Origin of the sequence: Halomonas sp. NyZ770 (genome assembly GCF_020616575.1) — a bacterium.
In the GTDB taxonomy this organism is placed as follows: domain Bacteria; phylum Pseudomonadota; class Gammaproteobacteria; order Pseudomonadales; family Halomonadaceae; genus Vreelandella; species Vreelandella hamiltonii.
The window spans coordinates 1539604-1561156 of record NZ_CP085143.1 but is presented as its reverse complement, the minus strand read 5'-3'; the positions used below and the strand labels follow the sequence as shown (position 1 = coordinate 1561156).

At 59.7% G+C, this 21553-nt stretch carries 25 protein-coding genes and 1 other RNA gene; 6 read left to right on the top strand and 20 right to left on the bottom strand.

What is annotated here, in order from left to right:
* Positions 1 to 14: 14 nt before the first annotated feature.
* The 5 genes from LG409_RS07135 to rsmI all read right to left on the bottom strand — a co-directional run bounded on the left by LG409_RS07135 (position 15) and on the right by rsmI (position 4326).
* Complete coding sequence (locus LG409_RS07135) at positions 15 to 1721, bottom strand: peptidoglycan D,D-transpeptidase FtsI family protein (RefSeq protein WP_039177394.1); 1707 nt, start codon at positions 1719 to 1721, stop codon at positions 15 to 17.
* Positions 1718 to 2053, bottom strand: coding sequence for a cell division protein FtsL (gene ftsL, locus LG409_RS07130; RefSeq protein ID WP_039177396.1), 336 nt, complete (start codon positions 2051 to 2053; stop codon positions 1718 to 1720). The genes LG409_RS07135 and ftsL overlap by 4 nt, the downstream gene beginning before the upstream one ends.
* Before the next feature lie 2 nt (positions 2054 to 2055).
* The gene (rsmH, locus tag LG409_RS07125; RefSeq protein ID WP_186299145.1) at positions 2056 to 3012 is read right to left on the bottom strand and encodes a 16S rRNA (cytosine(1402)-N(4))-methyltransferase RsmH; all 957 of its coding nucleotides are present in this window, start codon (positions 3010 to 3012) and stop codon (positions 2056 to 2058) included.
* A gap of 52 nt (positions 3013 to 3064) precedes the next feature.
* Positions 3065 to 3436, bottom strand: an RNA gene (gene rnpB, locus LG409_RS07120) — RNase P RNA component class A.
* 32 nt (positions 3437 to 3468) lie between these two features.
* On the bottom strand, positions 3469 to 4326 hold the full coding sequence (gene rsmI, locus LG409_RS07115; protein ID WP_227407921.1) for a 16S rRNA (cytidine(1402)-2'-O)-methyltransferase: 858 nt from the start codon (positions 4324 to 4326) through the stop codon (positions 3469 to 3471).
* A gap of 112 nt (positions 4327 to 4438) precedes the next feature.
* Between rsmI and LG409_RS07110 the strand changes: the two genes are divergently transcribed.
* The 4 genes from LG409_RS07110 to LG409_RS07095 are packed head-to-tail and all read left to right on the top strand — an operon-like array spanning position 4439 to position 7544.
* Complete coding sequence (locus LG409_RS07110) at positions 4439 to 5947, top strand: penicillin-binding protein activator (protein WP_039177404.1); 1509 nt, start codon at positions 4439 to 4441, stop codon at positions 5945 to 5947.
* Complete coding sequence (locus LG409_RS07105; RefSeq protein WP_039177406.1) at positions 5937 to 6308, top strand: YraN family protein; 372 nt, start codon at positions 5937 to 5939, stop codon at positions 6306 to 6308. Before LG409_RS07110 ends, LG409_RS07105 begins: the two co-directional genes overlap by 11 nt.
* Positions 6309 to 6331: 23 nt before the next feature.
* A complete protein-coding gene (locus tag LG409_RS07100; RefSeq protein ID WP_016913507.1) occupies positions 6332 to 6925 on the top strand; it encodes a phosphoheptose isomerase in 594 nt (197 codons plus the stop codon).
* Positions 6926 to 6971: 46 nt separating this feature from the next.
* Positions 6972 to 7544 (top strand): BON domain-containing protein, encoded by a 573-nt coding sequence (locus LG409_RS07095; protein ID WP_039177412.1) that lies wholly within the window; start codon positions 6972 to 6974, stop codon positions 7542 to 7544.
* Positions 7545 to 7636: 92 nt separating this feature from the next.
* Here LG409_RS07095 and LG409_RS07090 read toward each other — a convergent pair whose 3' ends face one another.
* From LG409_RS07090 to zapE, 8 genes are all read right to left on the bottom strand, one after another.
* Entirely contained in the window at positions 7637 to 8107 is a 471-nt protein-coding gene (locus LG409_RS07090) for a ClpXP protease specificity-enhancing factor (RefSeq protein ID WP_039177413.1), read from the bottom strand.
* Between the two features lie 59 nt (positions 8108 to 8166).
* Positions 8167 to 8793 carry a stringent starvation protein SspA gene (gene sspA / locus LG409_RS07085; RefSeq protein ID WP_026001643.1) on the bottom strand — a complete coding sequence of 209 codons (627 nt, stop codon included), beginning with the start codon at positions 8791 to 8793 and terminating at the stop codon, positions 8167 to 8169.
* Positions 8794 to 8942: 149 nt separating this feature from the next.
* Positions 8943 to 9710 carry a cytochrome c1 gene (locus LG409_RS07080; RefSeq protein ID WP_096923167.1) on the bottom strand — a complete coding sequence of 256 codons (768 nt, stop codon included), beginning with the start codon at positions 9708 to 9710 and terminating at the stop codon, positions 8943 to 8945.
* A complete protein-coding gene (locus LG409_RS07075) occupies positions 9710 to 10969 on the bottom strand; it encodes a cytochrome b (protein WP_039177421.1) in 1260 nt (419 codons plus the stop codon). Before LG409_RS07075 ends, LG409_RS07080 begins: the two co-directional genes overlap by 1 nt.
* Positions 10969 to 11559: a ubiquinol-cytochrome c reductase iron-sulfur subunit gene (gene petA / locus LG409_RS07070; protein WP_039177424.1), complete on the bottom strand. Its 591-nt coding sequence runs from the start codon at positions 11557 to 11559 to the stop codon at positions 10969 to 10971. The genes LG409_RS07075 and petA overlap by 1 nt, the downstream gene beginning before the upstream one ends.
* 208 nt (positions 11560 to 11767) lie before the next feature.
* Positions 11768 to 12157 carry a 30S ribosomal protein S9 gene (gene rpsI, locus LG409_RS07065; protein WP_016913500.1) on the bottom strand — a complete coding sequence of 130 codons (390 nt, stop codon included), beginning with the start codon at positions 12155 to 12157 and terminating at the stop codon, positions 11768 to 11770.
* 13 nt (positions 12158 to 12170) lie between these two features.
* Entirely contained in the window at positions 12171 to 12599 is a 429-nt protein-coding gene (gene rplM, locus LG409_RS07060; RefSeq protein ID WP_016913499.1) for a 50S ribosomal protein L13, read from the bottom strand.
* Positions 12600 to 12799: 200 nt separating this feature from the next.
* Entirely contained in the window at positions 12800 to 13981 is a 1182-nt protein-coding gene (gene zapE / locus LG409_RS07055) for a cell division protein ZapE (RefSeq protein WP_227407920.1), read from the bottom strand.
* A 168-nt stretch (positions 13982 to 14149) separates the two neighbouring features.
* Between zapE and LG409_RS07050 the strand changes: the two genes are divergently transcribed.
* Positions 14150 to 14662 (top strand): ZapG family protein, encoded by a 513-nt coding sequence (locus LG409_RS07050; protein WP_227407919.1) that lies wholly within the window; start codon positions 14150 to 14152, stop codon positions 14660 to 14662.
* 55 nt (positions 14663 to 14717) lie between these two features.
* On the opposite strand, the gene LG409_RS07045 is transcribed toward LG409_RS07050, so the two are convergent.
* Complete coding sequence (locus tag LG409_RS07045) at positions 14718 to 15479, bottom strand: Nif3-like dinuclear metal center hexameric protein (protein WP_039177434.1); 762 nt, start codon at positions 15477 to 15479, stop codon at positions 14718 to 14720.
* A 139-nt stretch (positions 15480 to 15618) separates the two neighbouring features.
* On the opposite strand from LG409_RS07045, the gene LG409_RS07040 reads away from it, so the two are divergent.
* Complete coding sequence (locus tag LG409_RS07040; protein ID WP_096923169.1) at positions 15619 to 16863, top strand: S1C family serine protease; 1245 nt, start codon at positions 15619 to 15621, stop codon at positions 16861 to 16863.
* Between the two features lie 18 nt (positions 16864 to 16881).
* Here the strand turns inward: LG409_RS07040 and hisD are convergent, their stop codons facing one another.
* From hisD to LG409_RS07010, 6 genes are all read right to left on the bottom strand, one after another.
* On the bottom strand, positions 16882 to 18201 hold the full coding sequence (hisD, locus tag LG409_RS07035; protein ID WP_096923170.1) for a histidinol dehydrogenase: 1320 nt from the start codon (positions 18199 to 18201) through the stop codon (positions 16882 to 16884).
* Between the two features lie 13 nt (positions 18202 to 18214).
* Positions 18215 to 18868: an ATP phosphoribosyltransferase gene (hisG, locus tag LG409_RS07030; protein ID WP_039177782.1), complete on the bottom strand. Its 654-nt coding sequence runs from the start codon at positions 18866 to 18868 to the stop codon at positions 18215 to 18217.
* Between the two features lie 29 nt (positions 18869 to 18897).
* The gene (gene murA / locus LG409_RS07025) at positions 18898 to 20160 is read right to left on the bottom strand and encodes a UDP-N-acetylglucosamine 1-carboxyvinyltransferase (protein WP_039177440.1); all 1263 of its coding nucleotides are present in this window, start codon (positions 20158 to 20160) and stop codon (positions 18898 to 18900) included.
* A gap of 10 nt (positions 20161 to 20170) precedes the next feature.
* A complete protein-coding gene (locus LG409_RS07020; protein ID WP_016913491.1) occupies positions 20171 to 20422 on the bottom strand; it encodes a BolA family protein in 252 nt (83 codons plus the stop codon).
* Positions 20423 to 20558: 136 nt separating this feature from the next.
* Complete coding sequence (locus tag LG409_RS07015) at positions 20559 to 20891, bottom strand: STAS domain-containing protein (protein WP_039177443.1); 333 nt, start codon at positions 20889 to 20891, stop codon at positions 20559 to 20561.
* Positions 20888 to 21541: an MlaC/ttg2D family ABC transporter substrate-binding protein gene (locus tag LG409_RS07010; RefSeq protein ID WP_039177446.1), complete on the bottom strand. Its 654-nt coding sequence runs from the start codon at positions 21539 to 21541 to the stop codon at positions 20888 to 20890. The genes LG409_RS07015 and LG409_RS07010 overlap by 4 nt, the downstream gene beginning before the upstream one ends.
* Positions 21542 to 21553 lie beyond the last annotated feature (12 nt).

The window sequence follows — 21553 nt, the reverse complement described above, 5'->3', positions numbered from 1 at the left end:
CTACTCCTTGAAAGCTATTCAACGTCATGATCAGGCGGCACATCCAGCAGCCGCAGCGCGTTGCCGGTGACGCTGGAAAATACGGGGGCCGCCACCGCCCCGCCATAAAACTGTCCCGCCCGAGGATTATCGATCATCACCACCGTGACGATGCGCGGATCAGAGATAGGTGCTATGCCAGCAAAGACGCTGCGATAGGCATCCGTGGCGTAACCCTGCTGGCTGGTCTTGCGCACCGTACCGGTCTTGCCGCCCACTCGGTAGCCCTCTACCCGAGCACGCCGCCCACCAGAGTAGGCCCCCACGGACGTTTCCAGCACGTCCAGAAGGTCATCGGCCACGCTAGGCGAGATGGCAGGAATGCCCTGTGGAGGCTCGGACAACCTCAACAGCGAGGGCGGCAGGCGCTCACCGCCGTTGGCCAATGCCGTGTAGGCACTGGCAATCTGCAGCGCAGAGGTCGACAGACCATAGCCATAGGAGAGCGCCGCACGCTCACTGCGCGACCACCGCACCGGTGCCGGGAGGCTACCCGTGGACTCGCCAGGAAAACCGGTACCCGGCCCCTGCCCAAAGCCCAACTGATTGTACTTTTCCCAGATCGCCGTATCGCTGAGCTGAAGCGCCAACCGCGACATACCGATGTTGGAAGATTTTTCCAGAATACCCGCCAGATCCAACTGCCCGTAATTACGGATATCACGAATGGTGAACTGGTCGATGCGCATCCAGCCCGGCGACGTATCGACGACCACATCGCGGTCAAATACGCCGCTTTCGAGAATCGCCGCCATGGCCAGCGGCTTCATGACCGACCCGGGTTCGAAGACATCCACCAGGGCCTGATTGCGCAGCCCTCGAGGATCGAGCCCTGCACGGTTGTTGGGGTTGTAGGAGGGCAGGTTGGCCATGGCCAGCACTTCGCCAGTGCGTGCATCCATCATGACCAGCACGCCGCCGTCCGCCTCGTGCTCGGCAACGGCGGCGCGCAGTTCACGATAGGCCATGTACTGAATGCGCTGATCGATGGAAAGCGTCAGCTCGCCCCCCGGCTGGGCATCACGGATCACCCCCAGCTCACGCACCAGACGCCCCCGCCGATCCTTGATGACGCGCCGCTGGCCGGGGTGACCTGCCAGATAAGGTTGATAAGCAAGCTCCAACCCCTCCTGCCCCACGTCATCGACGTTGGTGACGCCCAGCAGTTGGGCCACCACTTCCCCTGCCGGGTAATAGCGCTTGTACTCCCGCTGCGGATACACCCCGGGGGTGCGCAGATCCAGCACTCGCTGCGCAGCTTCCGGGGTCATATGGCGACGCAGATACATGAACTCTCGACTGGCAAAGCGCGCGACCCGGGCATCGAAATCATCCAGCGACATCCCCAGGGCCTGGGCCAGCATGACTCGCTGAATGGCATCGCCAGGCAACTCTTGCGGGTTGGCCCACAGGGTCACCACAGGCGTCGAGATGGCCAATGGCTCACCATTGCGGTCGGTGATCATGCCGCGATGTGCCGGAATGGCCTCATGACGCAGGGTGCGCGCGTCCCCTTGGCTTTGCAAAAAGGGGCGGTCGATGACCTGGAGCAGCGTGATACGACCGATCAGAATGGCAGAGGCCAGCCCTACCACCAGCAAGATGAAAAAGAAACGACCGCCAGCCAAGGGCGGTGCAATGGGATATTGACGGGACTTCCCTCCCCGACCTTCGCGTCTCATGGACGAATAACCTCAACATCGTTGACGTCTGGAATACGCATTTCTAGCCGTTCCGTGGCGATTTGCTCGATGCGTGCCGGTGTCGACCAGGCACCCTCTTCCAATAACAGCTGCCCCCATTCGGTTTGCAGCTGATTCTTCTCCTGCTCCAGACGCTGCAGCTCGGCAAACTGTACCCGAGTCATGTGGGTGGTCATCACCACCGACAACGCCGTCAGCAGACATAAGGCAAACAGGGCGACCAACAGCAGCGGCCAGAGGCGCAGACGCACTTGAAATGGCCACTCGGCCTGCAACGTAGACAGCCATCGTTCGAAGCGATCAAGGCTCATGGTCACGCTCGCTTACGGGCGGCACGCATGACGGCACTGCGGGCCCGGGGATTGGCATCCACCTCTTCGTCGCTGGGACGGTTCCCCTTGCCCAAGGCCTCGAGGCGGCGATTCAACTGATCATCACGGATGGGAACGCCACGCGGCAGATGGGTATCTCCGCGTACATGGTGGCGAATGAAGCGCTTGACGCGGCGGTCTTCCAGCGAATGAAAGCTGATGACCACCAGATGCCCACCCGGCGCCAAGGCTTCCAGGGCCGCTTCCAAAGCGCCATCCAGCTGTTCCAGCTCGCCGTTGAGGTAAATACGCAGTCCCTGAAACGCCTTGGTCGCCGGGTGCTTGCCCTTTTCCCAGGCGGGATGGGCTGCCTTGAGGACGTCGGCCAGATCCACGGTGTGCGTGAAAGGTTGCTCGACGCGCCGCTTGACCACGGCATTGGCCAGCCGCTTGGCGTAGCGCTCTTCGCCATAGGTCTTGAAGACGCTGGCTATCTCGGATTCGCTGGCACGGGCCAGAAAGCTTGCTGCACTCTCGCCTTGCGTGGGGTCCATGCGCATGTCCAACGGGCCATTGCGCATGAAGCTGAAACCACGCTCGGGATCGTCCAACTGCGGCGACGACACGCCGATATCCAGCAGGATGCCCGACAACCGACCATGTACGCCCTGCTCTTGGGCGAATTCCGCCAGCCGCGCAAATTCACGACGAGTGATCTCAAAACGCGAGTCGGTGATTTCCGCAGCGGCGGCAATGGCCTGTGGGTCGCGGTCCATGGCCAACAAGCGGCCCTGTTCACTCAACCGCGACAGGATGAGACGCGAGTGCCCCCCGCGACCGAACGTGCCGTCCAGATAGACACCGTCGGGATCATGGATCAACGCATCGACGGCCCCGTCCAATAACACGCTGGTGTGACGAAAACGGGAAGCGACCTGATCGGCGTCGGCAGAAGGCATGTTACTCTCACACAAAATTTGGGAAGGCGTGCCCTGCACGCCTTTCATGGAAATGGGGAGTCGGCCGATAAGCCGGGTTCTGTCGTGGACAGTCATTCCTCTAGGCGCTGCGTCACCACAGCGCTCAAGCAACCTACCCGGACCCAGCGCGGGCCACGCCATTGGGTCCCTATTTGGTCTTGCTCCGAGTGGGGTTTACCATGCCACGCACTGTTGCCAGGCGCGCGGTGCGCTCTTACCGCACCCTTTCACCCTTACCGGTTCCTGAGGTTGATGTCAGAAACTTAGGCGGTCTACTCTCTGCTGCACTTTCCGTCGGCTCTCGCCGCCCAGGCGTTACCTGGCACTCTGCCCTGTGGAGCCCGGACTTTCCTCCCCCAACGGCTCTTGCGAGCATATTAGCGGCGACTGTCTGGCCAACTCCGGCGGCAAGCATACCAGCGCCCCGCCCTGGCCTCAATGCTCGCCTTTGATTGCCTGCAATCTGGCATACCACTGCTGCTTGCGCCCTCCCATCAATCGCGCCGCCACCGCCGCTCCCTGCTTGACCCCGACACCTTCGGCCAATAGCGCCGCCAGCAGGGCATCTGCCTCCACGGACTGCTCATCACCCTGCTCGACGGGCGCCGCTCCGGCAATGACGATCACGAACTCACCACGCGCCTGATTGGCATCCTGCTCCATCTGCTCCAGCAGCTGCGCAGACGTTCCCTGCAAAAACGTCTCGAAAGTCTTGGTCAGTTCCCTGGCCAGCACCACGCTGCGCTCGGGCATCTGCTCTGCCAGCGCCTCCAACGTCGCCAGGATACGATGAGGCGACTCGTAAAACACCAGCGTCTCCTCCCGGGCCACCCACCGCTCCAGCGCCTGGCGCCTGCCACTGGACTTGGCAGGCAAAAAACCGCCAAAAGTGAAGCGATCCGTGGGCAGGCCAGCCGCCGACAGCGCCGTGATCAAGGCACAAGGACCGGGCAAGGGCACCACATGACGCCCACGCGCACGCAGCTCGCGCACCAGCACGAATCCCGGATCACAGATCAGCGGCGTGCCGGCATCACTGATCAGAGCGATGTCTTCCCCTGCCACAAGATAACGATCCAGGCTATCCACGCGCTGCGCTTCGTTATGCTCATGCAGTGATATCATGGGGGTATTGACCCCCAGATGGGCCAACAAACGTCCGCTATGGCGCGTATCCTCGGCGGCGATGCGCGCCACACTGGCAAGTATCCGAGCGGCGCGAGGCGACAGATCGTCCAAATTCCCAATTGGCGTAGCAACCACGTACAATGTGCCCGGAGGTTGGTGTGTCATCGTGACTCCCGATTTATTAATAGCTTGCCCTGACGGTGCGCTATGCTTACTCAACGTGAGATCAACCTGCTCATAGGCCGCGACAGCGCAAATGGAAACTAAGGAAGGATACATGAAACAGTCACTTCGTGGCCTGTTGGCCACTGCCTTCATGGCACTTCTCATCACCGGGTGTGCCATGCAGCCGCCCAGCGTCGTTGACCGAGCCCCCGATCAGGACGCAGGACGACTGCTCAGCCAGGCAGAGCAGCAGGCTCCCGAACAGGCTGCCCAAACGCGCCTGGAAGCGGCCAACATCCTGGCCCGCCAGGGTCAGCGAGAGAGCGCTTTCGAGGCCGCCAGCAGCATCGATGAAGCCCAACTGGGCGATACCGATCGCTTGCGCTGGGCCATGCTGTTCTCGGAACTGGCCCGCGGCATGAACGACCCGCAAGCGGTCCTGCGCGCCACGCAAGTACTGGATGACGAACTGCCCATGCAGGCCAATCAGCAGCAAACGCTGGCAGAGCGTCGCCAATGGGCCCAGGAAGCGCTGGACCAACGCCCTGACGACGTGCAAGTCGCGCTGCCGGAGCTGGAAGGCACCGACGTGCGACGCATCGCCGTAGCCCTGCCGGAATCCGGCCCTCTGAGCAGCGTGGCCGGCACGCTGACCACGGCCATGCGCCGCCACAACGAAATCAGCAATGATGGCGTACAGCTGACCTTCATCGACGCCTCCCAGTACTCTCTGGATGAAATCTACAGCCGTGCCGAACAAATGAACGCACAGCTGTTGATCGGCCCGCTCGACAAGGATCAGGTGACCCAGCTGGAACAGCGCGACAGCGTTCCGCTGCCCACACTGGCGCTCAACTACGGCAACAATGCCAGCAATCAGGCCCAGCGCCTGCTGCAGTATGGCCTGTCAGCCGAAGACGAAGCACGCCAGGCAGCCCGCCGTGCTTATCAGGACGGGCACCGCCAGGTAGCCGTCATGGTGCCGGATAACGACTGGGGGCGCCGAGTGGGAGAAGCCTTCTGGAACGAGTACCAGCGCCTGGGCGGCGAAGTCACCAATGCCGTGCGCTACAACCCGAGCAGCCCTGTGTCCAATGCCGTCCAAACTGCACTGAACGTCAGCGGCGAACGGGCTCGCCTGGGCAACATCGACGCCCTGTTCCTGCTCGCCTTGCCCGACTACGCGCGCCAGGTGCCGCCCACCATGGATTACTATTACGCACCTGACCTGCCGATCTACGCCACCTCGCACCTGCATGAAGGCCGCCGACAGACTCGTCTGGACCAGGACCTCAACGACGTCATGTTCATGGACATCCCCTGGCAGATTCCTGACGCAGCCGTCGGTGGAGAGGAAGTTTTGCCCTTCTACGCCACCTACCAACAGCTGCGCGAAGAGTCCGACGCCTCCATGTTCCGCCTCATGGCCATGGGCGTCGATGCCTACGAGCTGGCCAAACGCATGTCGGACCTCTCGGACATCAATGGCCTGAACGGCAGCACCGGTCGCATGTCATTGGCCAGCGACGGCCGCATTCATCGCGAACTCCCGTGGGCAAAGTTCCAGAACGGTACGCCCGCGCCCATCCTGATCCCTGGCCTCTTGGGCAATGAGCCGTAGCCCGCAAAGCGCACGCTACCGAGGAGCAGCCATTGAGCGAATCGCCGCTCAATGGCTGCAGGAGAAAGGCCTTCGGCTGGTGGCCAGCAACCACCACGTGAAGGGAGGCGAACTGGACCTGATCATGTATGATCGGGATATTCTGGTGTTCATCGAGGTCAAACACCGCGCCACCACGGAGCACGGGCATCCACTGGAGACCGTGACGGCACAGAAACGTCGCCGTCTGGTAAAGGCTGCCACGCTTTATATTGCAAGGCATGGCCTCGACTGCCCCTGCCGCTTTGATATTCTAGCGATCACAGGCATGCCACCCGAGCTGACGTTCGAATGGGAACAAGCGGCTTTTGACGCTTATTAATACTCTATAACCGGGAAGCCCTGATGGACTTTCAATCTCGCATTCTCAATCACTTCAATGCCAGCATTGATACCAAGACCTATGCCAGCGAGGTGCTGCCACCGTTTATCGAAGTGGCCAGCCAAATGATGGTTCAGTGCCTGGTCAACGAAGGCAAGATCCTGGCCTGCGGCAATGGCGGCAGCGCAGGCGACAGCCAGCACTTCTCTTCGGAACTGCTCAACCGCTTCGAGCGCGAGCGCCCCAGCCTGCCTGCGCTGGCATTGACCACCGACACGTCGACGCTCACCTCCATCGCCAACGACTACAGCTACAACGAAGTATTTTCCAAACAGATTCGTGCGCTGGGTCAACCGGGCGATGTCCTGCTGGCCATCTCGACCAGCGGCAACTCCGCCAATATCGTTCAAGCCATCCAGGCAGCCCATGATCGCGACATGACGGTGGTGGCTCTCACAGGGCGTGACGGTGGCAACATGGCGTCGCTGCTTGGCCAGGATGACTGTGAAATACGCGTGCCCGCCACCTCGACGGCGCGCATACAGGAAGTCCATCTGCTGGTCATTCACTGTCTGTGTGATTTAATTGACGAACAGCTGTTTGGCGGCGCTGCCTGACAGCGCGCTCAGGTCAACGAATTATATCGATAAAGGAGTCATCTCAATGGCCCTACGTTTTTCTTCTCGCTCCCTCTTGGTCGCTACGCTGTGCGGCGCGGTTCTGCTCAGTGGCTGTGCCAACAACAGCGGCTCCAACCCCTCCAACTACGGCCAGCGCAGCAGCGATGTCCAAGCCGTCGATGCCACCATCGAACGCGAAGTGGAGCGCTCTCTGTCACGTTCCGATGCTCGGCTAGGCGACGCGCGGATTCGCGCCCATAGCTACAACGGCACCTTGCTGCTGGTCGGCCAAGTCCCTAGCGATGAACTGAAAACCATGGCAGGCAACGTGGCTTCCAACCTGCGCGGCGTCAATCAGCTGCACAACGAACTGACCATTGCAGCCAACCTGCCCGCCAGCCAACGTCTGGCCGACACCTGGTTGACCACCAATGTCATCAGCCACCTTGCCACCAATGATCAGATCGACTCTTCCAAGCTGAAAGTCACCACCGAGAATGCCACCGTGTACCTGATGGGCATGGTCACTCGTGAGGAAGCCGACCGAATCGTCAATGCGGCGTCCGGCGTGGCCGGCATTCAGCGCATCGTCAAGGTCTTCGATTACCTGAACTGAGCTTCGTCCTGGCAACAAAAAGCCTCGCCAGCGTGACTGGCGAGGCTTTTTTTAGTCATGACCATTTAGCCATGACCAGGCTAAAAGCCCGGCTACTTGACCACTCTGAGAGCCGGTTTCTTCTTGGGCTTTTCAGACGCAGTCGATGCATCCGACGCCTCTTTGGAAGGTGCTTCCGTCAAGGTCAGCTCGGGTCGTGCAGCTTCATCAGCTGAGGACTCCTCACCCCCCTCTAGCTCGTCGGCATCCAGTTCCGGCTCATGGCCAAAGACCATGCCTGCCCCGTTTTCACGAGCGTAGATAGCGATCAACGCAGGGATGGGGATCATCACCTGCATGGGCTGACCCCCAAAGCGAGCGCTGAAACCAATTGCCTGGTTCTCCATGAACAGGTCACGCACTGCCGTTGGCGCGGCATTGAGTACGATCTGACCGTTCTGAACGAACTGGCGCGGCACTTCTACGCCCGGCTGCGTAGCATCCACCACCAGGTAAGGCGTTAGGTCGTTATCCAGAAGCCATTCGTACAAGGCTCGGGCGAGATAGGGACGGCTCGACTTCATAAGTCTCCCTCCTCCTGACAAGTGAGGCCCCTGCCCATCAGGCTAGGGGCCATATGAATTCAGGCGCGCATCTCTTTTTCACGCTCGTTCAAGGAGGCCTTGAACGCTTCACGCTCGAATACGCGCGACATGTAGTTCAGCAGCGGCTTCACCTGCTTCTCCGGCAGCTCGATATTGAGCTCGGGCAGACGCCAAAGGATGGGCGCCAGACAGCAATCCACCAGCGTAAACTCTTCGCTCATGAAATACGGCATATCTTCGAAGATGGGCGAAATGCCGATCAGGCTTTCGCGCAGCTCTTTACGCGCCTTGTCTGCCTCTTTCTTGCCACCCGTGCGGATCAGCTCGAGCATCGGGCACCATTCGCGTTCGATACGGTGCATCCACAGCCGACTTTGAGCACGTGCCACTGGGTAGACGGGCAACAGCGGCGGATGAGGAAAGCGCTCATCCAGATACTCCATCATGACCTTGGACTCATAGAGCACCAGATCACGATCCAGCAGCGTGGGAACACTGTTGTACGGGTTGAGGTCCGCTAACTCTTCAGGTGGCTGTTCCTCAGCAACATCGACGATATCGACCGCCACTCCCTTTTCAGCCAGAACAATGCGCACACGATGACTGAAATGATCATCATTACCTGAGTAAAAGATCATTGACGACCGCTTGGCCACAACACCCATGAAAGCATCCTCGCATCAAAACAATAGACGATAGTAACACGCCCGCCGCCTTTTATGGTAAAGCGACGCAAAGCCCCTGGGGGCACATAAACAAACAAAGGGCGCACGGCTTTCGCCGTGCGCCCCGCCCACCAAGCATAGGCTAATGCTTAGTGAACATCCCGCCAGTACTCACGCTTGAGCAGGTAGGCGATCACACCAAAGATAAAGATGAAGATCAGCACCTTGGGCGCCAGTGCCTGAGCCTGCAGCTTGGAAGGCTCACCGACGTAGGCCAGGAAGTTGGTCAGGTCATAGACGGCTTCCTCGAACTCGGCAGGCTCCATGGAACCTGGCTGAGTGACTTGCAGCACTTCACAAGACTGGTACTTGCCAGACAGCGGGTCGGGCGACTGCCCTGCTACCGGCTGGTCGGTTTCCGAGCAGACCATCTCCTGAACACCCTGCAGCGGCTCCAGCACGTTGGGCATGGCCACCAGATCAAATACCGCGTTATTGACGCCCAGTGGACGGCTCGGGTCACGGTAGAAGCTCAGCAGGTAGGAGTAGATCCAGTCGGGACCGCGCAGACGACCATGCAGCGTCAGATCAGGCGGCGCAGCGCCGAACCAGCTTTCACCATCTTCCGGCAGCATGGCGATGTGCATCAGGTCGTTGTAACCCAGCGATGAAGAGAAAATCAGGTTCTCTTCGACCAGGTCCTGCGGCATACCCAGATCATTTGCTGCACGGGAGAAGCGCTGATGCTCCAGCGAGTGACATCCCATGCAGTAGTTGACGTAGAGCTGCATACCACGCTGCAGAGACTCCTGATCACGCAGATCCGGCGTCATGGAGTAAGGCACATCGGGCCCTGGCGCTGCGACCGCCATAAAAGGCAGCAGCGCGAACAGCAGTGCGAACAGTTGCTTTTTCATTAGCCAGTCACCCTTTCAGGAACGGGTTTAGTCTTCTCGATACTGGTATACACCGGCATCAGAATGAAGAAGGCGAAGTAGAGCACCGTACAGATCTGGGCAACCAGCGTACGCAGCGGAGTCGCCGGAATGGCACCCAGAACACCCAGGATCACAAAGCTGATCGCAAAGATGATGAGCGCAATACGCGACAACCAGCCTTTGTAACGCATGGACTTGACCGGACTACGATCCAACCAGGGCAGTACGAACAGAATGGCGATAGCGCCACCCATGGCCAGCACGCCCAGGAACTCGGCACGCAATCCCAGGAAGTCGAAGGTAATGGCCCGCAAGATGGCATAGAACGGCGTGAAGTACCACACCGGCGCAATGTGATCAGGCGTTACCATCGGGTTGGCAGGCTCGAAGTTGGGACGCTCGATGAAGTAACCACCCCCTTCCGGGAAGTAGAACAGCACCACCGCAAAAACGAACAGGAAGACCGCCACACCCACCAGATCCTTCACGGTGTAGTACGGATGGAAAGGAATGCCGTCCAGCGGTTTGCCGGTTTCGTCTTTCTTTTCCTTGATCTCGATGCCATCTGGATTATTGGAGCCGACTTCGTGCAGTGCAATGATATGCAGCACCACCAGTGCCAGGATCACGATAGGCAGCGCCACCACGTGCAGGGCAAAGAAGCGGTTCAGCGTGATTCCAGAAATCAGGAAGTCACCACGAATCCACTGCGCCAGATCCGGGCCGATACCAGGGATGGTCGCGAACAGCGAGATGATGACCTGAGCACCCCAGTAGGACATCTGACCCCAGGGCAACAGATAGCCCATGAAAGCCTCTGCCATCAGCAGCAGATAGATGGCCATGCCGAAGATCCAGACCAGCTCGCGCGGGGCCTTGTATGATCCGTACATCAATGCACGGAACATATGCATGTAAATGACGACAAAGAAGGCAGAGGCGCCGGTCGAGTGCATATAGCGGATGATCCAGCCGTACTCGACGTCACGCATGATGTATTCCACAGAGCGGAAAGCGCCTTCCGACGTGGGGTTGTAGCTCATGGTCAGCCAGACACCGGTCAGAATCTGGTTGACCAGCACCAGCAACGCCAATACACCAAAGATGTAGAGGAAGTTGAAGTTCTTCGGTGCGTAGTACTTGGTGAGGTGGTCTTGCATCATTTGCGTTGCGGGGAAGCGGTCGTCCACCCAGCGCATGATGCCGCGTTCAGCCTTGACTCGATTAGGATTACCCATTACGCGGCCTCCTCGTCTTCACCAACGATGATGTCCTCACCCTCGAAACGATAGGGCGGCACTTCAAGGTTGGAGGGTGCAGGTACGTTATTGAAGACGCGTCCGGCGAGATCGAAGTACGAGCCATGGCAAGGACAGAAGAAACCGCCCGGCCAGTTGTCTGTGACTGCGGCCTCAGGCTCGGGACGGTACAACGGAGAGCAACCCAGGTGGGTGCACACGCCAACCATGACACCGACCTCGGGGCGCACAGAGCGCAACGGGCCAGTGATGTAGGCAGGCTGCTGCTGCTCCGTGGATTCCGGATCCCGCAAGCGAGACGGATCCAGGCTCTCTGTACGCTCGACCATCTCAGGCGTACGGTTGATGATCCATACCGGCCGCCCACGCCACTCGATGGTGACACGCTGCCCCGGTTCGAGCTTGGAAAAGTTAGCTCGAACCGGCGCACCGGCCGCCAACGCACTGGCACTAGGCTGCCAGGATGCCACAAAGGGGACCGCAACCCCGACAGCGCCCACCGCCCCCACAACGGAGGTGGCGCCCACGAGGAAACGGCGCCGGCCTTTGTTTACGCCGTTATCTGCCATTTCTGGTTTCTCCCATCAGCTTACCCGTTTCGCCGCAAAGGCGTCTTGCGGCGACGAATATCAAATACGCCCTATGTTAAAAAAACAAAGCGCTCTGCACAAGAACAACCGCCCCGGACCATGGTGGTACAGGTACTATAATTTTTTGATATTCCAATAAAAAACGCCCAGGTCTTGGACCTGGGCGTTTTTGCCGCATAGCGTAAAATTAACGCTTGGAGAACTGCGGACGACGACGCGCCTTGCGCAGGCCGACTTTCTTACGCTCTACCTGACGTGCGTCACGAGTGACGTAGCCAGCAGCGCGCAGAGTCGGGCGCAGGTCTTCGTTATAGTTCATCAGGGCACGCGTGATGCCGTGACGGATGGCGCCAGCCTGTGAAGAGCCACCACCACCTTCGACGGTCACATACACGTCGAACTGGTTCAGGGTCTCGGTCAGCTCGAGGGGCTGACGAACAACCATGCGGCCGGTAACGCGACCGAAGTACTCGTCGAGTTCACGGTTGTTGACAGTGATTTTGCCGGAGCCCGGCTTCAGGAACACACGAGCGGTGGAAGTCTTGCGGCGCCCGGTACCGTAATACTGCTGTGTCATGGCGAAGATTTCCTCAGATGTTCAGTTCAAGCGGCTGCTGGGCAGCATGCGGATGCTCGGCACCTGCGTACACTTTCAACTTGGAATACATGGCGCGACCCAGCGGGCCTTTCGGCAGCATGCCCTTGACAGCAGACTCGATGATGCGCTCGGGAGCGTGGTCCAGCATCTTGTCGAAGGTCATGGAGCGCAGACCGCCCGGGTAACCAGTATGGCGGTAGTAGGTCTTGGCCTTCGCCTTGTTACCGGTCACCTGGACTTTCTCGGCATTGATGACAACGATGTAGTCGCCGGTATCAACGTGAGGGGTAAATTCGGGCTTATGCTTGCCACGCAGGCGGCGAGCAATCTCGGTTGCCAGACGACCGAGCGTTTTGTCCGTAGCGTCGACAACATACCAGTCGCGCTGGACGGACTGCGGCTTAGCACTGAACGTCTTCATGGATGAAATCACCAGATTAAGTGTGTTGGGTAACTTGCGCCACTTGATAGCGAAGCACCATCCCTATTCTTTTTGGTTGCAGCCAGAAAAAGACTGCAACGTACAGCGAGGCGTCATTCTACAGCAAGTGAGTGGACAAGTTAAGTGCCATCTTCACTTTTCTCGAACGCCCTGGCATCGCACTCAGGCAACAGAGGCGCTCAGGGTTTGTGCGGCAGCGCCAGATACTCCCGGGACTGCATCTCCTGCAGGCGAGACAGCGTCCGCTGAAATTCGAAGGTCAGCTTGCCGTCACTGTAAAGCGACTCGACGGGCACTTCTGCCGACATCAAGAGCTTGACGCCCCGATCATAAAACTCGTCCACCATATTGATGAAGCGGCGCGCCTGGTCGTCGCGCTTGGCATCCATGCGCGGCACATTGGCCACCAGCACGGTATGAAACTCTCGGGCAAGCTCGATATAGTCGTTCTGGCTACGCGGCCCGTCACACAGTTCGGCAAATTCGAACCAGACGACATCCTCATGAAGTCGACGCGTTTTCAGCACACGGCGGTTGATTTCCAGCGGCGCGCCCTCTTCTCCCGCATGACCGGCAATCTCCTTGAAGCTGCGTGCCAGCTCCTTGTCGGCAGCCTCATCCAGCGGCGCATGGAAAATTTCCGCACGCTCCAGCGCCCGCAACCGATAATCGATCCCCGAGTCCACATTCACGACGTCACAGTGGCGATTGACCAGCTCGATGGCAGGCAGGAACCGAGCGCGCTGCAGGCCATCCTTGTAGAGCTCATCAGGGATGATATTGGAGGTCGCCACCAGCACGACACCACGCTCGAACAGCGCCTCCATGAGATTGGCCAGAATCATGGCATCCGTGATGTCCTTGACGAAAAACTCGTCGAAACAGATCACCCGAGCCTCGGTTGCAAACTTGCCGGCAATCAGCGTCAGCGGGTTTTTCTCACCCTTGTAGTGCGTCAACTCGTTATGCACCCGCTGCATGAACCGATGAAAGTGCGTGCGCATTTTTTCAGGAAAGGGCAAGGCGTCATAAAACGTATCCACCAGGTAGGTCTTGCCGCGCCCGACCCCACCCCAGAAGTAGAGCCCCTTCACCCGGGGCACCGGGGGCTTGCCCGGCTCACTGCGCTTGCCCAGCAGACCTGCCATCTTCGCCTTCAACCCTTTGCTTGCGACCACAGCCTTGGGTACGGTCGTGGAAGCCGACAACAGATCATCGTAAAGGCGCTGGAGATGCTTGACCGCCTGCTCCTGAGCCGGGTCGTATTGAAAGTCACTGCGCGTCAAATCCTGTTGGTAACGCTCCAGTGGCGTCAGGCGACGGGGGTGTTCAGACGCCTGGCGTGCAGATACTGATGACATGAAGATGCTCCCGCAGCGCGTAGTCAAGCGCTTGCTTCGGCGCACAATGGCACGCACGCCGAGCACTGGCCTGACCGATAAAAAGAGCCTAATTATACGCGGGTTGAACGCTAAGCGCATGAGCGGATTGACCCGACCAGCCGTGACGCGCCTATAATGGGTCCGTCCATGCAGCTGTGCGATCGGCGACGCCATGCCATCGATGACATGGCGCGCATCATTATTAGGGAGAATACCGTGGAAGCAAGCTCGCCAATCACTTTTGCCGTTGTAGGTCTCATCGCTGGCTTTCTCATTGGCCTTGCCTGCTATCGCCTGTTCAGCAAGAGCGAGAGAGACACGGCTGCGCTGAAGCAAACGCTGCTGGAGCGCGAGCACAAGATTGCGGAACTGAAAAAAGCCATGGGCAGCAGCCTGACCGGCATTCAGCAACGCCTTGACAGCATCCGCCAAGAGACAAATCAGATCGAAGCGCAGATTGCCGACGAGGCGGCTCAATGGCAGCTCACCAGCGTCAAGACCTCCCATCACAAAGCAGCGGCCACGGCAGAAAACGATGCCGACCTTGCCATGCCCCGCGATTACGCGGCTGGCAAGAACGGCACGCTCTCCGAAGGGTTCGGATTGAAAGAGCATCAGAAATCGGACAGCGATACGCTTGCGCAACCCCCACGCTACTGATCTACGCTCGCCAGGGCGCCCCTGAGCGCCCTGGCAGCGCGCACTTTTCTCCGAGTCAGGCCGGGTTGTCGATATCCACGAAACGATGCTCGACATCGAACTGGCTGGCCAGCCAATCACCCAGCGCCTGCACCCCATAACGCTCGGTGGCATGGTGCCCAGCCGCGATGTAGTGAATACCCAGCTCGCGCGCCAGGTGCGTGGTACGCTCGGAAATCTCTCCTGACACGAATACTTGAGCACCTGCTTCGTGGGCAGCCGTGATCATGTCCTGCGCCCCACCGGTACACCAGGCAATTCGCTCCACTGGCCCCGCCAGCGGCGCCTCGACGACCAGCGCCTGACGCTGAAGTGTCTGGCTCAACTGCTCCGCCAACGCGGCCAGAGGTTGAGGTGTCACCAATCGCCCCGACCACAGCAATCCTTCGCCCAGCTCGCCGTCCAGACATCCCTCTACCTTCCATCCCAGGCGCCGCGCCAATTCGGCGTTATTGCCCAACTCCGCATGGGCATCCAGAGGCAAGTGATACGCCAGCAAACTCATATCGTGGGCCATCAGCGTCTTGATGCGCTTCTGCTTCATCCCGGTAATCGCCACTGGCTCGTTCTTCCAGAAATAGCCGTGATGAACCAGCACCATATCTGCCTGCCAGGCCACCGCCTCATCGAGCAGCGCCTGGCACGCCGTCACGCCGGTCATGACCCGCCGCACTTCCTCTCGCCCTTCAACTTGCAGGCCATTGATGGTGTAATCCTTGAATTGGCCAGCGCGGAGCTGGTGGTCACAAGCAGCGACGAGTTGATCACGATGGTTCACGCGGACTCCTTAATAGTTGCCGCTGCCCCGTGGGGAAGCGCAGCGTAAAGTGTTACCATATCGTCTATTGTAAACTCGCTGCACGTTATCGCGAACCTCGCGACCTGCTGAAGACCGCCATCCGCTGAGGAATGCTTGCATGCACCGCTTTGTGCTGCCCTATCTCTGGCCCATTACCACGGGCCTTCTGCTGGCCGCAGTCATTCTGCTGGCCTTCCCCCAGCAGATTCCCAACCCGTTTCGTCAGGCGACGCCCACCACCGTCGAGCCACAGCCTGCACTGGTCGCGACTGGCAACCAACCAACGGCCAACCGCCCTGCCCCAGATATCCGTCAGGCAGCACCACTCTCTCGCAGCCAGGGTCCGGCCAGCTACGCCAACGCTGTCAATCAGGCCGCGCCAGCGGTGGTCAACATCTACTCGTCGCGCATCGTGTCACGGGACCAGCACCCGCTGATGTCCGATCCATTCTTCCAGCAGTTCTTCAGCGGCGACGATGCGACGACCCATCAACGCATGCTCTCCAGCCTGGGCTCTGGCGTCATCGTCAGCGACGATGGTTACGTGCTCACCAACCACCATGTGATCAGCGGGGCCGATCAGATACAAGTGGCGCTGCGCGATGGCCGAGAAACCCTGGCCCAAGTGATTGGCACCGACCCGGAAAGCGATCTGGCAGTGTTGCGCATTCAACTGGACAACCTGCCCGTGATCGAGCTGGCCGATTCGAAGGAAGTGGCCGTGGGCGATGTGGCCCTGGCGATCGGCAACCCCTTCGGTGTGGGGCAGACGGTGACCATGGGGATCATCAGCGCCACGGGACGCAGCCACCTGGGGCTGAATGCCTACGAAGATTTCATTCAAACCGACGCGGCCATCAACCCGGGCAACTCGGGCGGAGCGCTGGTCAATCCTGACGGCGCACTGGTGGGTATCAATACGGCGATCTTTTCACGCTCGGGAGGCTCACAGGGAATCGGTTTCGCCATTCCGGCCAACCTTGCCCACAGCATCCTCGACGAACTGGTCACCCGCGGCCGGGTGATTCGCGGCTGGCTGGGCATCGAGGCTCAGGCGTTATCGCGGGAACTGGCCGCCTCGTTTGGGTTACGCACTCCCCAAGGCGTCATCGTGGCTGGCGTGGTCAGCGGTGGGCCAGCAGCAGAGGCAGGGCTGCAGCCCGGCGATGTGCTGCTTTCCATCGACGACCAGGTCATCATGGATGCTCGTGCCACCATGAGCGAGATTGCCTCTATCCCACCGGGTACCAAGCTTCCCCTGACCATCGTGCGCAGCGGTGAGCGCATGGAAGTCACCTTGGAAGTGGGCGAGCGCCCCGTGCCCACCAATGCGACGTCCGAAGATCGGCAGAGCGGCTCCTGAAGCCGCTCCACCCATACCTCACTTGCTGCGAATACGATACTCGGCCGAGCGTGCATGCGCCGTCAGGTATTCGCCTCGGGCGAGGACCGACGCCACTTTGCCCAGTTCGGACGCCCCTTCAGGAGAGCAGTGAATGATCGAAGAGCGCTTCTGGAAGTCATAAACCCCCAGCGGTGACGAGAAACGCGCCGTGCCGGACGTCGGCAGCACGTGATTGGGACCCGCGCAGTAGTCGCCCAAGGCCTCCGACGTATGACGCCCCATGAAGATGGCGCCTGCATGGCGGATCTCCTCTAGCCACGCCTCGGGCTCGGCCACGGAGAGCTCCAGGTGCTCCGGCGCTATGCGATTGATCATCCCGACGGCGTCGGCCGGGTGCTGACAGAGAATCAGCGCCCCCCGACGCTTGAGCGAAGCACGCGCAATCTCCTCACGCTCCAGCGTAGGCAGCAGCCGTTCGATGGAAGCCGCGACGGCATCCAGATGCTCGGCGTCCCAACTGACCAGAATCGCCTGGGCATCTTCATCATGCTCGGCCTGGGAGAACAGATCCATGGCCAACCAATCAGGGTCGGTCTGTCCATCGGAGACCACCATGATTTCTGACGGCCCGGCAATCATGTCGATGCCTACCTGCCCGAATACCGCACGCTTGGCGGTGGCCACGTAAATGTTGCCGGGGCCCACGATCTTGTCGACACGAGGTACGCTCTGGGTGCCATAAGCCAATGCCGCAACGGCCTGAGCCCCACCGATGGTGAAAACATGATCGACACCGGCCAGATGTGCCGCCGCAAGCACCAGATCGTTCAGTACACCGTCAGGGGTCGGCACCACCATGACGATCTCACGAACACCAGCCACGTGGGCGGGTATCGCATTCATCAGCACCGAAGAAGGATAGGCCGCCTTGCCGCCCGGCACATAGATACCAGCGCGGTCCAGTGGCGTCACCTTTTGCCCCAGCACCGTGCCATCGGCCTCTTGATACTGCCAGGACTCCGGCTTCTGCCGCTCGTGGTAGCGACGAATGCGCTCCGCTGCCACGGCCAGCGCTTCACGCTGTTCCGACGGCAGCCCCTCATACGCCGTTTTCAACTGCTCGGGCGACAGGCGCAATTGCTCCATGGAGTCGACGGCCAGCCGATCGAAGCGGTTGGTGGCATCGATGACGGCCTGATCACCGCGCTGTTTGACGTCCGCCAGTATTTCATCGACACGGGCCTGCACGGCGCTATCGGACACGCCCTCCCAGTCCAGCAGCGTATCCAGCTGACGATGGAAGCCCGGCTCAGTGGTAGAGAGCCGAGCAATGGTGGCAGTGGTTGTCTCACTCATGGCAAACCTCGTGTCATTCGGCAGGCTGCAATTGACGTTGCTTTACGGCACTTTCCAAACGCGCCAACAGCGGCTTGATACGATCATGCTTCATGGTCATGGCCGCCTTGTTGACCACCAGACGGGTACTGATATGGGCAATCAATTCCCTTGGCTCCATGCCATTGGCACGCAGCGTATTGCCGGTATCGACGATATCGACGATTTCATCGGCGAGGTTCATCAGCGGCGCCAGCTCCATGGCACCGTACAGCTTGATCACCTCTGCCTGAATGCCCTGCTCGGCGTAGTAGCGGCGCGCCACGTTGACGAACTTGGTCGCCACCCGGCGACGAGCTCGTGCCGGTGGTTGCCCGGTCACGCCTGCCGTCATCAGCTTGCAGCGAGCAATGTCCAGATCCAGCGGCTCGTACAGCCCCTCGGCACCGTGCTCCAGCAGCACATCCTTGCCCGCCACACCCACATCGGCGGCCCCTAACTGCACATAGGTAGGCACATCGGTGGCGCGAATGATGACCAGCTTCACATCCGGCAGGTTGGTATCGAACAGCAGCTTGCGACTCTTGCTCAAATCTTCTGCGGGCGTAATGCCCGCATCTGCCAACAGCGGCAGCGTTTCGTCCAGAATACGCCCTTTCGAAAGGGCCAGGATCAATTGCTTACTCATGATGTAAGGCCAATGGTTGGTCACATGGCTTAGCCGGGAATGCGACGAATCTTCGCCCCCAGCAGCTGAAGTTTTTCCTCGATACACTCATAACCGCGATCGATATGATAAATACGATCCACCAGCGTCTCGCCTTCGGCCATCATGGCCGCAATCACCAGAGACGCCGAGGCACGCAGGTCCGTCGCCATGACCGGTGCACCGGACAGCTTGTCGACGCCCTGGATGAGCGCAGCGTTACCTTCCAGCACGATATTGGCGCCCATGCGATTGAGCTCCTGCACATGCATGAAGCGGTTTTCGAAGATCGTTTCCACGACACGCGAGTGCCCTTCTGCCACCGCATTCATGGCCACGAACTGCGCCTGCATGTCGGTGGGAAATGCCGGATACGGCGCCGTGCGAATGTTGACGGCCTTGGGGCGCTTGCCGTGCATGTCCAGCGCGATCCAGTCATCACCACTGGTGATCTCGGCACCGGCCTCTTCCAGCTTGGCCAACACCGCTTCGAGGATATCGGCGCGAGTGCGCTTGACCTTGACACGCCCACCGGTCATGGCAGCCGCCACCAGAAACGTTCCGGTTTCGATACGGTCCGGCATCACATCGTGTTCACAGCCGTGCAGGGAAGGCACCCCATCGATGATGATGGTATCGGTGCCATGCCCCTTGATCTTCGCGCCCATCTTGATCAGGCACTCGGCAAGGTCCACGACCTCGGGCTCACGAGCAGCATTTTCAAGAATGGTACGGCCATCGGCCAGGGTCGCGGCCATCAGCAGGTTCTCGGTGCCTGTCACGGTCACCGTATCGAAGAAGATCGTGGCACCCTTGAGGCGTCCATCTACGCGCGCACGAATATAGCCCGCTTCCACGTGGATTTCGGCACCCATGGCCTCTAGACCACGCAGATGCAGATCCACCGGGCGCGAACCAATGGCACACCCGCCAGGCAGCGAGACGTCGGCCTTGCCGAAGTGCGCCAACAACGGGCCCAGCACCAGAATCGAGGCGCGCATTTTCTTGACCAGCTCGTAAGGCGCATGGCACTGAGTCACTTGAGAGCCGTCCAACTGAATGCTCAGCTTCTCACCCATGACGGGCTCGACGCCCATCCGGCCCAACAGCTCCAGCGTCGTGGTGATATCCTGCAAGTGCGGCAAATTGCCGATCACGACGGGGCCATCGGCCAACAGGCTGGCACACAGAATGGGCAGCGCCGCGTTCTTGGCGCCACTGGCCCACACTTCTCCGTCAACGCAACCGTTGCCGGTAATAATCAGCTTATCCATGGGCAGGCCGTTACTCAGCGCTTTGCGATGCAGTTTGCCACTGCGTCGGGGTAAACGTTTTGATGCTGATAGCGTGGAGGGCACCGGACGCGATTTCATCACTCAGCGCGGCGTAGACCAGTTGCTGGCGCTTTACAGGTGAAAGACCTTCAAAGGCTTCGCCAACCGCAATAACCTGAAAATTGCAGCCTTCTCCCTGGATGTGAAACTCACACCCATCGATGCGGGATTCAAGCAGTGCTTTGACCTCGTTGGGTTGCATAAGCCAGGAAACTCCTTTGGGGTCATGAAAAGAATGTGCGGAAAAGCCACATGATAAAGAAAAGCATCACGCTTGGCGATGTTGGCAGCATGACGGATAGAAGAAAGCAGCCCGCAGGCTGCTTTATGGAGAAGGATTACTGCACGGGGCTGTGCTGAGCTATCAAGGGCTCCAGCTCTGCCAGCGTCGCCAGACGCTGGAGCGGCGGCGATAGCACGATCGCGCTCACCGGCAACTGCCTGACCTGGCTCGCTCTCAGCCACTCGAACATCACGCTCAAGGCAGCACTACTGGCACCATCGACACCGCTGAAATCGAACTGAACCGACGTGGCGCGGGTGGTTCGCAGCCAGCTTACTCCTGCCGCCGCCACATCGGCGGCGGCGTTCATGCTCAAGTCACCGGACACCACCAGCCCATCCGGTTGCTCGGCCAGTGAGACATTCGGGCGGTCGAGCAGCGTGCTCACGCATCGCCCCCTTGCTCCAGCTCTTCGACGCCGATATCCGGCGACCAGCCGCGAATGACCGCATCGTAATCGCGATTGTTTTCACGCATGGCCTGATCGAACTGATTGCGGAACGTGAGGCCCAGGTTGATACCATTGACGATCACGTTGACCACGCGCCATTCACCATTGGCCAGGCGCAGGCTGTAGCTGACCGGGTAGACCTGACCATTGTTGGCCACCACTTCCATATCGACACTGGCCTGATCTTCGTGACGCTGGGCACGCTGTTGGCTCAACACACGCAGCTCGTCGTAGTCGAAGGTCACCAGACCACGCGTGTAGGTATCGATCAGCGTCTGGCGGAAGACATCCGCAAAACGGCTGCGCTGCTCTGGCGTGGCATTGCGGAAATAGCTGCCCATGACGCTGGCACCGATATAACGGAAATCGGCAATGTCATCCAGGCTATCGTTGACCAGCGCCTTCAGCTCATCGAGATTGTTGGCATAGTAGTCTTCACGCCCTTCGATTTGCGCCATGAACCCTTCGATGTTGTCGCGAATCATCTGTTCGGGCGACTGAGACTGCGCCTTGGCCAAGGCAGGCAAAGCCATCAGCAGCAGGGCCAGGGCAAACCAGCGGGAAAAAGTTGCTGTCATCTTTTGCATCGTTACACCTCT

Bases quoted from the DNA above. Each gene is read 5' to 3' on its own strand.
- LG409_RS07135 (WP_039177394.1), bottom strand. From the start codon at position 1,721: ATGAGACGCGAAGGTCGGGGAGGGAAGTCCCGTCAATATCCCATTGCA.
- ftsL (WP_039177396.1), bottom strand. From the start codon at position 2,053: ATGAGCCTTGATCGCTTCGAACGATGGCTGTCTACGTTGCAGGCCGAG.
- rsmH (WP_186299145.1), bottom strand. From the start codon at position 3,012: ATGCCTTCTGCCGACGCCGATCAGGTCGCTTCCCGTTTTCGTCACACC.
- rsmI (WP_227407921.1), bottom strand. From the start codon at position 4,326: ATGACACACCAACCTCCGGGCACATTGTACGTGGTTGCTACGCCAATT.
- LG409_RS07110 (WP_039177404.1), top strand. From the start codon at position 4,439: ATGAAACAGTCACTTCGTGGCCTGTTGGCCACTGCCTTCATGGCACTT.
- LG409_RS07105 (WP_039177406.1), top strand. From the start codon at position 5,937: ATGAGCCGTAGCCCGCAAAGCGCACGCTACCGAGGAGCAGCCATTGAG.
- LG409_RS07100 (WP_016913507.1), top strand. From the start codon at position 6,332: ATGGACTTTCAATCTCGCATTCTCAATCACTTCAATGCCAGCATTGAT.
- LG409_RS07095 (WP_039177412.1), top strand. From the start codon at position 6,972: ATGGCCCTACGTTTTTCTTCTCGCTCCCTCTTGGTCGCTACGCTGTGC.
- LG409_RS07090 (WP_039177413.1), bottom strand. From the start codon at position 8,107: ATGAAGTCGAGCCGTCCCTATCTCGCCCGAGCCTTGTACGAATGGCTT.
- sspA (WP_026001643.1), bottom strand. From the start codon at position 8,793: ATGGGTGTTGTGGCCAAGCGGTCGTCAATGATCTTTTACTCAGGTAAT.
- LG409_RS07080 (WP_096923167.1), bottom strand. From the start codon at position 9,710: ATGAAAAAGCAACTGTTCGCACTGCTGTTCGCGCTGCTGCCTTTTATG.
- LG409_RS07075 (WP_039177421.1), bottom strand. From the start codon at position 10,969: ATGGGTAATCCTAATCGAGTCAAGGCTGAACGCGGCATCATGCGCTGG.
- petA (WP_039177424.1), bottom strand. From the start codon at position 11,559: ATGGCAGATAACGGCGTAAACAAAGGCCGGCGCCGTTTCCTCGTGGGC.
- rpsI (WP_016913500.1), bottom strand. From the start codon at position 12,157: ATGACACAGCAGTATTACGGTACCGGGCGCCGCAAGACTTCCACCGCT.
- rplM (WP_016913499.1), bottom strand. From the start codon at position 12,599: ATGAAGACGTTCAGTGCTAAGCCGCAGTCCGTCCAGCGCGACTGGTAT.
- zapE (WP_227407920.1), bottom strand. From the start codon at position 13,981: ATGTCATCAGTATCTGCACGCCAGGCGTCTGAACACCCCCGTCGCCTG.
- LG409_RS07050 (WP_227407919.1), top strand. From the start codon at position 14,150: ATGCAGCTGTGCGATCGGCGACGCCATGCCATCGATGACATGGCGCGC.
- LG409_RS07040 (WP_096923169.1), top strand. From the start codon at position 15,619: ATGCACCGCTTTGTGCTGCCCTATCTCTGGCCCATTACCACGGGCCTT.
- hisD (WP_096923170.1), bottom strand. From the start codon at position 18,201: ATGAGTGAGACAACCACTGCCACCATTGCTCGGCTCTCTACCACTGAG.
- hisG (WP_039177782.1), bottom strand. From the start codon at position 18,868: ATGAGTAAGCAATTGATCCTGGCCCTTTCGAAAGGGCGTATTCTGGAC.
- murA (WP_039177440.1), bottom strand. From the start codon at position 20,160: ATGGATAAGCTGATTATTACCGGCAACGGTTGCGTTGACGGAGAAGTG.
- LG409_RS07020 (WP_016913491.1), bottom strand. From the start codon at position 20,422: ATGCAACCCAACGAGGTCAAAGCACTGCTTGAATCCCGCATCGATGGG.
- LG409_RS07010 (WP_039177446.1), bottom strand. From the start codon at position 21,541: ATGCAAAAGATGACAGCAACTTTTTCCCGCTGGTTTGCCCTGGCCCTG.